The sequence below is a fragment of the Parvibaculum sp. genome, from assembly GCF_040882025.1.
Lineage (GTDB): Bacteria > Pseudomonadota > Alphaproteobacteria > Parvibaculales > Parvibaculaceae > Parvibaculum.
The window spans coordinates 1-11,355 of the sequence record NZ_JBBECC010000188.1 but is presented as its reverse complement, the minus strand read 5'-3'; the positions used below and the strand labels follow the sequence as shown (position 1 = coordinate 11,355).

11 protein-coding genes and 1 tRNA gene are annotated in these 11,355 nt (G+C 65.4%); 4 read left to right on the top strand and 8 right to left on the bottom strand.

The genetic code is table 11. The annotated features are described in order from the left end of the window. The first annotated feature begins 2 nt into the window (after positions 1–2). From WEB61_RS14375 to WEB61_RS14365, 3 genes are all read left to right on the top strand, one after another. The gene (locus tag WEB61_RS14375) at positions 3–404 is read left to right on the top strand and encodes a VOC family protein (protein WP_368065027.1); all 402 of its coding nucleotides are present in this window, start codon (positions 3–5) and stop codon (positions 402–404) included. A 102-nt stretch (positions 405–506) separates the two neighbouring features. Continuing rightward, a complete protein-coding gene (locus WEB61_RS14370; RefSeq protein WP_368065026.1) occupies positions 507–1,664 on the top strand; it encodes a lipase family protein in 1,158 nt (385 codons plus the stop codon). A 32-nt stretch (positions 1,665–1,696) separates the two neighbouring features. Next, entirely contained in the window at positions 1,697–2,122 is a 426-nt protein-coding gene (locus WEB61_RS14365) for a hypothetical protein (RefSeq protein WP_368065025.1), read from the top strand. A 34-nt stretch (positions 2,123–2,156) separates the two neighbouring features. Here the strand turns inward: WEB61_RS14365 and WEB61_RS14360 are convergent. The 6 genes from WEB61_RS14360 to WEB61_RS14335 all read right to left on the bottom strand — a co-directional run bounded on the left by WEB61_RS14360 (position 2,157) and on the right by WEB61_RS14335 (position 8,515). Next, positions 2,157–2,231, bottom strand: a tRNA-Glu gene (locus WEB61_RS14360). A 113-nt stretch (positions 2,232–2,344) separates the two neighbouring features. Further along, complete coding sequence (gene recJ / locus WEB61_RS14355; protein ID WP_368065024.1) at positions 2,345–4,156, bottom strand: single-stranded-DNA-specific exonuclease RecJ; 1,812 nt, start codon at positions 4,154–4,156, stop codon at positions 2,345–2,347. 25 nt (positions 4,157–4,181) lie between these two features. Beyond that, positions 4,182–5,156, bottom strand: coding sequence for a class II fructose-bisphosphatase (gene glpX, locus WEB61_RS14350; protein WP_368065023.1), 975 nt, complete (start codon positions 5,154–5,156; stop codon positions 4,182–4,184). Between the two features lie 58 nt (positions 5,157–5,214). Beyond that, the gene (locus tag WEB61_RS14345) at positions 5,215–6,522 is read right to left on the bottom strand and encodes a homoserine dehydrogenase (RefSeq protein WP_368065022.1); all 1,308 of its coding nucleotides are present in this window, start codon (positions 6,520–6,522) and stop codon (positions 5,215–5,217) included. Further along, on the bottom strand, positions 6,519–7,784 hold the full coding sequence (locus WEB61_RS14340; protein WP_368065021.1) for an LL-diaminopimelate aminotransferase: 1,266 nt from the start codon (positions 7,782–7,784) through the stop codon (positions 6,519–6,521). Before WEB61_RS14340 ends, WEB61_RS14345 begins: the two co-directional genes overlap by 4 nt. Positions 7,785–7,891: 107 nt before the next feature. Continuing rightward, on the bottom strand, positions 7,892–8,515 hold the full coding sequence (locus tag WEB61_RS14335; protein ID WP_368065020.1) for a hypothetical protein: 624 nt from the start codon (positions 8,513–8,515) through the stop codon (positions 7,892–7,894). Between the two features lie 193 nt (positions 8,516–8,708). Between WEB61_RS14335 and WEB61_RS14330 the strand changes: the two genes are divergently transcribed. Further along, positions 8,709–10,598 (top strand): PHA/PHB synthase family protein, encoded by a 1,890-nt coding sequence (locus WEB61_RS14330; RefSeq protein ID WP_368065019.1) that lies wholly within the window; start codon positions 8,709–8,711, stop codon positions 10,596–10,598. Between the two features lie 65 nt (positions 10,599–10,663). Here the strand turns inward: WEB61_RS14330 and WEB61_RS14325 are convergent, their stop codons facing one another. Both WEB61_RS14325 and WEB61_RS14320 read right to left on the bottom strand, forming a co-directional pair. Then, entirely contained in the window at positions 10,664–11,182 is a 519-nt protein-coding gene (locus tag WEB61_RS14325) for a hypothetical protein (protein WP_368065018.1), read from the bottom strand. Positions 11,183–11,223: 41 nt separating this feature from the next. Beyond that, positions 11,224–11,355: transcriptional regulator (locus tag WEB61_RS14320; RefSeq protein ID WP_368065028.1), on the bottom strand; the 132-nt coding region annotated here is incomplete at its 5' end.

Here is an 11,355-nt window from a genome sequence, read left to right as displayed (position 1 = left end):
CGATGGTGCGCGTCGGCAATCTCGACAAGGCGCTGGAATTCTATTGCGACAAGCTCGGCCTCGAAAATCTCGGCCGTTTCGATAATGAAGGCGGCCGTTTCAGCCTCGTCTTCCTGGCCGCCCCCGGCCAGAAGGAAGCCCAGGTCGAGCTGACCTGGAACTGGGACGAGGAGGCGCTCGGCGAGGGCCGCAATTTCGGCCATCTGGCCTATGAGGTCGAGGATATCTATGCGATCTGCGAGAGATTGATGAAGGCCGGGGTGACGATCAACCGCCCGCCCCGCGACGGCCGCATGGCCTTTGTGCGCTCGCCCGACAATATCTCGATCGAACTGCTGCAAAAGGGCGGCGCGCTCGCCCCGGTCGAGCCGTGGGCGTCGATGCCGAATACCGGCCACTGGTAGGAAGCCACTAGCGGCCCCCACCGCCCGCCGCTAGATTCGGCGGCGGACACGATCGCGCGAGGGGGAGACATGCGGAGGACACCGGGCAGAACGGGGGCGGTCGTGGCCGTACTGCTGTTCCTTGCCGCCTGTGCCGAGCCCGCGCCGCGCGCCGCGCCGAACGGCGTCGAACTGACGCCGCTGAAATCCTATGGCGCCATCGAGAGCCGCGTCCTGCTTCGGCTGGCCGGCGTCTCCGGCATCGGTGTCGATCACGGCGTCGACTGCTACCGCATGATCTACCGGACCCGCGACGCGGCGGGCCGTGAAATCGTGGCAAGCGGCTTGCTGGCGCTGCCGCGCAGCGTGACGCCGAAGCGGCTGGTGAGCTTCCAGCACGGCACCACGACCTCCCGCGACCGCGTGCCCTCGGCGCCGGACGGCACCGGCGTCGCCGCCGCCATCGTTTTTGCCGGCAACGGCTATGCGCTGGTCGCGCCCGACTATATCGGCCTCGGCGTTTCGCAAGAGCCCCACCCCTATCTCGTCGCCGACGATGCGGCCCGCGCCGTGACCGACATGATCGCGGCGGCGCGGCGGATCGAGGGCATACCGCCGGACCCTGTTTTCCTGTCCGGCTTTTCACAAGGCGGCCATGCAAGCCTGGCGGCCATGCGCTTGCTTGAAGAACGCGGCGAAGAGGTGCTGGGCGCGGCGCCGGTGTCGAGCGCCTACGACCTGCGCAATATCTCCCTCGCAGCGGCCATGGCTGGCGGCGCGCAATCGCACGCGCTCTATCTCGCCTATATGGCGCGCGGCTATGCCGTCCGCTACGGGCAGCCGCTGGACAGCGTGCTGACGCCCGAATATGCGACGCTGGCCGAAGACCTGTTCGGCAATCCGCACGCGCCCGACGAAATCATCGCCGCCCTGCCCGCCGAACCGCGCCGCATGTTCAACGATGCCTTCCTCGACGCCTTCGACAATGACGGACCGCACTGGCTGCTCGCGGTACTCGCCGAGAACGACATCAGCGACTGGCATCCCCAGGCGCCGGTGCGCCTCTATTACGGCGAGGCCGATCGCGATGTGGTGCCGGAGGAGGCGCTCCATGCTGAACGCGCCATGCGCGCCCGGGGCGCCGATATCGAGGCCGTCAACCTCGGCCCGCACGATCATAACGGCTCGATGCCGGCCGCCGCCCCGCTGCTGCTCGCCTGGCTGAACAAGCTGCACGCAGCCGCCGGCCAGGGCCCGGATCAGGCGATGAAATTCGACTGAGGGGTCCGGATTTCTGTGTTAGGCTTTCCGCCATGACCCGGTCTGGATGCATAGCGGCGCTTGTCGCCGTTCTTGGATTTTCGGCATCGCCGCTGGCCGCCGATCCCTATATCCAGGACGATCCGAATTTGAGTTTCCATCAGGGCCTCGACGACAGCATGCGGCCGGGCCTCGAGGTCACGCCGCGCTACGTGTCGCCGGAATGCTGCCAGCCGGGCCGGGGGTCGATGGACTCCATGGAATACCGGCGTCTCGAAGCGGCCCGTCTCGAGGCCGAGCGCCGCGCCGCCTATGGCAGCGACGATGCAGGCGAGCGGCCCGCCGCCTGCCGCACGGTGATGATGGATGCGCCGGATTCGTTCGGCCGCATGACCCAGTGGCGCGTCGACGAATGCCTCGACGCCGCCGGCCAGCCCTATATCCGGCCCGGCAGCCAGTTCGATTACGGCCGCTTTTGAGAGTGGATCACCACGGCGCCTGCGCGCCGGCAAGTGGTACGCCCTAGGGGAGTCGAACCCCTCTTTCCAGAATGAAAATCTGGCGTCCTAACCGATAGACGAAGGGCGCATTTGGGCCGCGCAGGCCTGTGGCGAAACCAGCCACGAGCGCGCCTTATAAGGGGCCGGGGGGCGGCTGGCAACCCCTGGAAACCGCCCGAACGTCCGGCAAACACCGGATTTTCAGGGCGCGGCATCGCGCGTGGGCACCGCGTCCTCGAGCGTGAGCTGCACGTCGCGCTTGCCCTGCCAGTCGTCGGCCGTCAGGCGCCCCGCGACATGGAGGAGACCGCTACCCTTGTCCATCAGCGCTTGCCCCAGCGGCGTCTCGGCGGCACGAAAGGCAATCGCTTTCAGCCTTCCGCCATCCTCGCCGGTCAGAATGCAGCGCACATGCGCGCGGCCGACGAGATCGGCCTTCACGACCCGCACCGACGGCACCGCGAAACGCGGTTCGGCATTGCCGGCCCCATAAGGGCCCGCCTGCTGGATCAGATCGTAGAGATCGCGCGTCGCGCCGCGCACCGACAGCGCGCCGTCGAGCCGGAGCGCCTTGGCTTCCGAGGCGGCGGCGACCGGCTCTTCGAGGCGCTTCGTCAGAAAGGCCTCGAAGGCTTCGAGTTTGGTCTCGTTGAGCGTGATGCCGGCCGCCATCGCATGACCGCCGCCATTGACGAGGAGGCCAGCCTCAAGCGCGGCGGTGACGGCGCGGCCGAGATCGACGCCGGCGATGGAGCGGCCCGAGCCCTTGCCCTCCCCCTTCGCATCGAAGGCGAGCACAAATGTCGGCCGGTCGTATTTGTCCTTGAGGCGGCTCGCGACGATGCCGATGACGCCGGGATGCCAGCCCCGCGCCTGCGCCAGGATAAGCGGCGGCGGCGTGTTGACGCGGGCCGCCGAAAGCCGCGCCTCGACCTGCGCCAGCGCTTCCTCGAGTACCTGCGCCTCGATCGCCTGACGCTCGGCATTCATTACATTGAGTTCCTCGGCAAGCGCACGCGCCTCCTCCTCGTCTTCGGTGACAAGCAGCCGCGCGCCGAGATCGGCGCGGCCGACACGGCCGCCGGCATTGACGCGGGGACCGAGCAGGAAGCCGAGATGATAGGTCGAGGGCGCGCCGTTCATGCGCGCCACATCGGCAAGCGCCGCAAGCCCGACATTGCGCCGCCGCGCCATGACGCGCAGGCCTTGCGCGACAAAGGCGCGGTTGAGCCCCGTCAGCGGCACCACGTCACATACCGTGCCGAGCGCCACGAGATCGAGCCATTGCATCAGGTCGGGCTCGGCGCGGCCCGCATAAAATCCCGCATCGCGCAGCGCCCGGTTGATGGCAACCACAAAAAGAAAGGCGACGCCGACCGCCGCAAGCTGGCCAAGCCCGCTCTCGTCGTCGAGCCGGTTCGGGTTGACCAGCGCATAGGCCGGCGGCAAGGCCGGCTCGGCCTGATGATGGTCGATGACGATCGAGGGAAGACCCGCATCGGCCGCGAGCCCGAGCGCCTTGTGCGCCATGGTGCCGCAATCGACCGTGACGACAAGGCCGATGCCTTCCTGCTTCAGCCGCAGCAGCGCCGGCGCATTGGGCCCGTAGCCCTCGCGGATGCGATCCGGGATGTAGACGCGCAGCTCGCTGCCGACGGCATGGAAGAAACGATGGAGCAGCGCCGAGGATGTCGCACCATCGACATCGTAATCGCCGAAGACCGCAACCTTCTCACCATCCATGATCGCCCGGGCGACGCGCGCCGCCGCCTTCTCCATGTCGACAAGCGCGCGCGGATCGGGCATCAGGCTTTTCAGCGATGGCGCCAGATAGGCCGCGCAATCTTCAGGCGCGACGCCCCGCCCCGCCAGCACGCGGGCGACAATCTCGGGCAGCCCCTCGCGCTGCGCGATGGCGAGCGCCAGACGATCGTCGGCCAGACGGCTCACCCAGGCGCGCCCGCTCACCGAACGGTCGACGCCGAGAAAGTGTCTCGTCAACGTTCCGGTCAACCCGCCTCCTTGCAAGCCTCGCGGCTCAGGTGAATTTTTCGATCGCGGAATGGAACGAGTTGAGACGCCGCACGGTGCCCGTCGCCGAACGCATGACGATGGTATTGGTCGTGACGCCGCCGCGCTCGTGATGGATACCGTCGAGCAGCCAGCCATCGGTGACGCCGGTTGCCGCGAAAATCACGTCGCCCGACGCCATCTCGCTCATGTCGAATTTCTTGTTGAAATCCTTGACGCCCATGCTGGCCGCCCGCGTCTTCTGCTCTTCGACATTGGTGATGAGGCGGCCCTGCATCTGGCCGCCGATGCAGCGCAGCGCCGCCGCCGCCAGCACGCCTTCGGGCGCGCCGCCGACACCCATATAGATGTCGATGCCGGTCTCGTGATCGGTCGTCGCGATGACGCCGGCAATGTCGCCGTCGGTGATCAGCGTCACCCGCGCGCCGGCCTCGCGCACCGCGCGAATGAGATCGGCATGGCGCGGCCGGTCGAGGATGCAGGCCGTAATCTGCGCCACGCCGACCTTCCGGGCCTTGGCCAGCGCCTCGAGGTTCTCGGCCGGCGTCGCGTCGAGGTCGACAAGGCCGGCCGGATAGCCGCCGCCGATGGCGATCTTGTCCATGTAGCAGTCCGGCGCGTTCAGCAGCGTGCCACCCTGCGCCGCCGCGAGTACGGTCATCGCATTCGGCATCGCCTTGGCGGTCAGCGTCGTGCCTTCCAGGGGATCGAGCGCGATGTCGACTTTCGGTCCCTTGCCGGTGCCGACCTTCTCGCCGATATAAAGCATCGGCGCTTCGTCCCGCTCGCCCTCGCCGATCACCACCGTGCCGTCGATGTCGAGCACGTTGAGTTCCTTGCGCATGGCGTCGACGGCGGCCTGGTCGGCCGACTTCTCGTCGCCGCGCCCGACCCAGAGCGACGAACAAACCGCCGCCCGTTCGGTGACGCGCCCCATCTCCAGCGCCAGCATGCGGTTCAGCTTCGTCGTCTTCCCACTCATCGAAATTCCCATCTGGTCTCGCCCGCATCGCCCCGGGTCGTTTTATCGTCAGCGCCGGTCAGCGCAACTCGCCATCTTCTATTCTCAAAACCAGCGGTGTTCCCGCGACATCTTCGTGTTCTGCCAAATGTGCCCGCGCGCGGGCCATTGTGCCCTCGTCGGTCTCATGCGTCACGAAAACGACAGGCAGCCGCCCGCTGCCGTCCTGCCGGTCGCCGCGCTGCACAATCCGCTCGATCGAGACCGAAGCCCGCGCCAGCGCCTGCGTGATTTCGGCCATGCTGCCCGCCCGGTCGACCGCTCGCACCCGAAGATAGAACGCTTTTTTATGTGTATCCACAGAGGGTTGAGCAAGTTTTTTCAAGCGATCTGCCGGTACGATGAAAGGCGGCATAACGAGCCCGCGTGCGATATCGACAATATCGGCGAGAACGGCCGAGGCGGTCGGCCCCTCGCCGGCGCCGCGCCCCTCGAGCACCATATGCCCGACGCGGTCGGCATCGATCGCCACCGCATTGTAGACGCCCGAGACCGCCGCAAGCGGCGTTCCGTCCGGCACCAGCGCCGGATGCACGCGCTGCACGATGCCGCTTTCGAGCTTTTCGGCGATGGCAAGCAGCCGAATCTTGTAGCCGAACTCGCGCGCAAACGAGATGTCGGTGGCGCTGATCTTCTCGATGCCCTCGATCTGCACGGCGCCGAAATCGACTTCGGTGCCGAAGGCGAGGCTCGTCAGGATGGCAAGCTTGTGCGCGGCATCGATGCCGCCGACATCGAACGACGGATCGGCCTCGGCATAGCCGAGCGCCTGCGCATCCTTCAGCACATCGGCAAAGTCGCGGCCCGTCGTCTCCATCTCGGTCAGGATGTAGTTGCAGGTGCCGTTGAGGATGCCGTGAATGCTGCGGATCTCGTTAGCGGCCAGCGCCTCGCGCATCGTCTTGACGATGGGGATGCCGCCCGCCACCGCCGCCTCGTAATTGAGCGCGACGCCCTTCGCTTCCGCCAGCCGCGCCAGCGCCGTGCCGTGATGGGCGACAAGAGCCTTGTTAGCGGTCACGACATGCTTGCCGGCCTTCAGCGCCGCCTCGACGAGATCGCGCGCCACGCCTTCCGAACCGCCGATCATCTCGGCCACCACATCGACATCGCCGGCTGTCGCCAGCGCCAGCGGGTCGCGCTCCCAGCGAATGCCCGTGAGGTCGATACCGCGATCCTTGTTGGTGTCGCGCGCCGACACCGCGACGATCTCGATGGGACAGCCGGTGGCGGCCGACAAATGGGCGCCGCGCGCGGCCAAAATCTTGACCACGCCCGCCCCGACCGTGCCGAGGCCGGCAATGCCTAGCCGCAGAACCTTTGTCACGTCCGGCCCGCCCTCGTTGCATTCGGGTGGGGCACGACGCTCGCCTTGATGCCGATGCGCTCTTCATACTCGGCGATGATCTGGTCGGCATGGGTCATCATGCGCTTGACGTTGCGCGCCGCCTGCCGGATGCGCTGCTCGTTCTCGACAAGCCCGATGCGCACATGCCCGTCGCCATATTCGCCGAAGGCGATGCCCGGCGAGACCGCGACATCGGCCTGTTCGAGCAGGATCGTCGCGAAGCCGAGCGATCCGAGATGACGGAACTTCTCCGGGATCGGCGACCAGGCGAACATGCTGGCCGGCGGCGAGGGAATGTCCCAGCCGGAACGCGCCATGCTGTCGACCAGCACGTCGCGGCGGCTCTGATAGATACCGCGAATTTCGCGCACGCAGTCCTGCGGCCCGTTCAAGGCCGCCGTCGCGGCGACCTGGATCGGCGTGAAGGCGCCGTAGTCGAGATAGGATTTGACGCGGCCGAGCGCATTGATCAGCCGCTCGTTACCGACCGCAAAACCCATGCGCCAGCCCGGCATCGCATAGGTCTTCGACAGCGAGGTGAATTCGACCGTACGCTCGCGCGCGCCGGGCACCTGCAGGATCGAAGGCGGCGGATTGCCGTCGAAATAGATTTCCGAATAGGCGAGATCGGAAATGATGAAGAGATCGTGCTTGGCCGCGAAGGCCACCACCTCGCGGTAGAAATCGAGATCGGCGACCTGCGCCGTCGGGTTCGACGGATAGGACACCACCAGCGCCACCGGCTTCGGTACGCTGTGGCGCACGCCGCGCTCCAGCATGTCGAAAAAGCCGTCCGGGCTTTCGAACGGCACCGAACGGATGACGGCGCCCGAAATGATGAAGCCGAAGGCATGGATCGGATAGCTCGGGTTCGGACAGAGGATCACATCGCCCGGCGCCGTGATCGCCTGCGCCAGATTGGCGAGCCCTTCCTTGGAGCCCAGCGTCGCAATGACTTCCGTTTCCGGATTGAGCGTCACGCCGAAGCGGCGCTCGTAGTAAGCCGCCTGCGCGCGCCTGAGGCCCGGAATGCCGCGCGAGGCCGAATAGCGATGCGTCTTCGGATCGCGCACCGCCTCGATCAGCTTCTCGACGATATGCGGCGGCGTCGGCATGTCGGGATTGCCCATGCCGAAATCGATGATGTCCTTGCCTTCGGCGCGCGCCCGCGCTTTGAGCTTGTTGACACTCTCGAAAACGTAAGGCGGCAGACGCTTTATGCGATGAAACTCTTCGCTCATGGCAGATCCCTGGAGACACTGAAAACCCGCACGGCCGGGCCACGGGCGCCCTTATAACGCCAAAGGCCGCCCTGCCAAAGCCCCGTGGGACCCGCCGCTGGCGCTTTTCAGGGCTGGCTGGCGTCCGGGGTCTGGCCGATGACCGGCTTCACATCGACCCGCTTGGTGGGCGCCGGCGTGATCTCGGGGCCGGTATCGGCGCCCGACGACACGGCGGGCGCACCGTCCTCGGTCACGATGGCGGCTTCATCGGCGGTCGGCGCCTTGGCCGCCGTCTCGATCTTGAAGACCGCGGCCATGTCGCTGTGCCCGCCCCGCGCCGGCATCGGGATCACGGGCGCATCCTCGTAAAGCGAGCTGCGACCGTTGAGAACCTCGGGCGGAACATCGTCGAGCGACGGCAGCGGCGGCGGCATCGGTCCGGCGCGCTGCGTCGAGGCGGGCGCGCCCGTGCCGCTGCGCAGGAGCTGGTCGGCATGGCGCGCCTGGTCGCGGTCCGCGGCAAGTCCTTCGGCCATCTGCTGCTGTTCCGCGGTGGAGGCAACCTCGGGCCGCGTTTCAGGCACGCTGCGCAGATCGGGGAATGTCGTGCCCTTTGCCGACGCCGCCGGCGTACCGCCATACATGGCGTCGGGCTTGGCCGAGTCGGAAATCGCCGAACAGCCGCCTGCCAGCAACCCCGCCAGAAGGACCGCTGCCACGGCCGGCCCCACCTTCGCCTGAGCGGACATCTCTGAAACTCCCTGAATCCTGTTTTCGCCAGCCCGCCCGGGCACCCCAGGGGCGTCATCCGGCGGACACGCGGCAGCGTATAGTATAGGCTCGGGCAACGAAAGATTTTGTCGCCGCGAGGGCGTGACATGACGCCTCTCCAGCCCATATCGACGGGTAAGTCGATCCGGAAACGCCCCCAGGGACCCTGAGATGAGTTCGCCGAAAAGCCGCAAGAAAACAGCCGCCTCGCCTCGAAATCCCATTGCCGAAAAATCGGCGCCCCTCATCCCGTCGGCGGAAAAGACGCCCCAGGGCTTCGCCATGCCCGACATGGGCGCGCTCGCCGTCAACCTGCTGCAGGCCGCCACATTGGGCCAGAAGGCGGCGCGCCTGCTGATGGACGCCGACGAATCGCCCGCCGGCGCCGACCGCAACCTTCACGAACTCCAGCGTGTCGGCCGCACGTTGATGGCGGTCGTCGGCAGCTACCTGACCAACCCGGCCAAACTGGTCGAGGCGCAGATGGCGCTCTGGCAGGGTTATCTGACCCTTGCCGGCTCGATGACGCGCCGCTTCCTGCTCGGCGAGGACGTGCCGCCGATCGCAACCCCGAGCCGCAGCGACAAGCGCTTCCGCGATCCCGACTGGCAGGAAAACATCGTCTTCGACCTGATGAAGCAGTCCTACCTCTTGACCGGCAAATGGCTGACCGACCGCGTGCGCGCCGCCGAGGGCGTCGATCCGCATACGCGCGAACAGGCCGACTTCTATATCCGCCAGATCGCCAATGCGATCTCGCCCTCGAATTTCATTTTCACCAATCCGGAAATCCTGCGCGCGACCTTGAACTCGAACGGCGAAAACCTCGTCGCCGGCATGGAACACCTGCTGGAGGATATCGAGCGCGGCCACGGCCACATCGACATCCAGCAGACCGACATGACGGCCTTCACGCTGGGCGTCAACATCGCGACGACGCCGGGCAAGGTCGTCTTCCAGAACGAGCTGATGCAGCTCATTCAGTATGAGCCGGCAACCGAAACGGTGCACAAGCGCCCGCTCGTCATCTTCCCGCCCTGGATCAACAAATATTACATCCTCGATCTGACGCCCGAAAAATCCTTCATCAGGCATGCGGTCGGCAAGGGCTACACGGTCTTCGTCGCAAGCTGGGTCAACCCCGACGCGCGCCTCGCCCTGAAGACCTTCGAGGACTACATGATCGAGGGCGTCTATGCGGCGCTCGATGCCGTCGAACTTGCGACCGGCGAGAAGGAAGTCAACGCCGTCGGCTATTGCATCGGCGGCACGCTGCTCGCGAGCTCGCTGGCGCATATGGCCGCGCGCGGCGACGCCCGCATCAAATCGGCGACCTTCCTCGTCACGCAGGTCGATTTCACCGAGGCCGGCGAACTCAAGGTCTTCATCGACGAGGAACAGATCGCCGACATCGAACGCCAGATGCATCAGGAAGGCGGTTACCTGAAGGGCTCGACCATGGCCTCGACCTTCAACATGCTGCGTTCGAACGACCTCATATGGAACTATGTCGTCAACAACTACCTCCTGGGCCGCGAGCCGATGCCCTTCGACATATTGTTCTGGAACGCGGATGCAACCCGCCTGCCCTCGGCCATGCATGTCGGCTATCTGCGTGAGTGCTATCTCGAGAACAAACTCGCCGAGGGCCGCATGGTGCTCGGCGGCGAAACGCTCGACCTTCACAAGGTGAAGGTACCGGTCTATCTGCAGTCGAGCCGCGAGGATCACATCTCGCCCTATAACTCCGTGTACAAAGCAACGAAACTCTTCGGCGGCCCGGTGCGCTTCATCTGCGCCGGCTCCGGCCACATCGCCGGCGTCATCAACCCGCCCGCCGCCGGCAAATACAATCACTGGCTGAACGACAACCTCCCCGCCACCGCCGCCGAATGGATCGAAGGCGCCACCGACCACAAGGGCTCCTGGTGGCCGGACTGGGAACAATGGTTGAGCGAGAAGTCAGGCGAAATGGTCCCCGCGCGCAAACCGGGCGCCGGCAAGCTCAAGGTGCTGGAAGATGCGCCGGGGTCATACGTGCTGGTGAAGAGCGAGGATTGAGGGGACGCCCCCCTTCGTCTTTGCCGAGCTTGACCCGGCAATCCAGAAGCCACAAGGCGGAACGCTCATAGCAATGCGTAAACCCCGATAACGAATGCGGCGAAAGCTCCCATGCAGAGAAATACCGCCACCCAACGAGTCACATCCACCACAGCATTATATCTCCAAGATTTGCTGTCAGTAGTTTCCGCATCCTCGTCAATTGGTGTCGGATAACCATACTGGTGAGCTAAGTCTTTGAGGTGTTTTGCCCGTGGGCGCGTTACATCTGCAAGCTGCGAGTAATTGAAATATGCGAAGAGAAAAGCAAAGAAAGAAAATGCTATTCCCGCCACGAACCAACAAGCGGCACGGGAAATAGTAGCTTGTTCAATATCAGCTGATGCAAGCAAGGCAGGCAAAACACCCAAAGCCGCGCCGTTTAGCAGCAAAACCGCCTGAAGCCCTGCTTTTCCGAAGTCGGCGGCAATACCACTGAATGTTTGATGGACTTCGGACCAGTAAACGTTGGCCTCTTCATACTTCTGGACGTATCGCAGGTACTTGCGCGCCTCAATGCTCTCATCCGGATTGGACTCGCTCATTCCTCCATCCTCTTTCCCAATCTGCTGACATCCCCACAGCCTTACGCCGCCCTCGGCCCAATCCTCTTCAACTCGCCTTCAATTTCCCGCCGCCGTTCCATCAGATCGTAGTCTGCCTGCAAGCCGAGAAAGAAACCTTCCGACATGCCGAAATAGCGCGCGAGGCGCAGGTC

Bases quoted from the DNA above. Each gene is read 5' to 3' on its own strand.
- WEB61_RS14325 (WP_368065018.1), bottom strand. From the start codon at position 11,182: ATGAGCGAGTCCAATCCGGATGAGAGCATTGAGGCGCGCAAGTACCTG.
- WEB61_RS14365 (WP_368065025.1), top strand. From the start codon at position 1,697: ATGACCCGGTCTGGATGCATAGCGGCGCTTGTCGCCGTTCTTGGATTT.
- WEB61_RS14340 (WP_368065021.1), bottom strand. From the start codon at position 7,784: ATGAGCGAAGAGTTTCATCGCATAAAGCGTCTGCCGCCTTACGTTTTC.
- WEB61_RS14335 (WP_368065020.1), bottom strand. From the start codon at position 8,515: ATGTCCGCTCAGGCGAAGGTGGGGCCGGCCGTGGCAGCGGTCCTTCTG.
- WEB61_RS14375 (WP_368065027.1), top strand. From the start codon at position 3: ATGGTGCGCGTCGGCAATCTCGACAAGGCGCTGGAATTCTATTGCGAC.
- glpX (WP_368065023.1), bottom strand. From the start codon at position 5,156: ATGAGTGGGAAGACGACGAAGCTGAACCGCATGCTGGCGCTGGAGATG.
- WEB61_RS14330 (WP_368065019.1), top strand. From the start codon at position 8,709: ATGAGTTCGCCGAAAAGCCGCAAGAAAACAGCCGCCTCGCCTCGAAAT.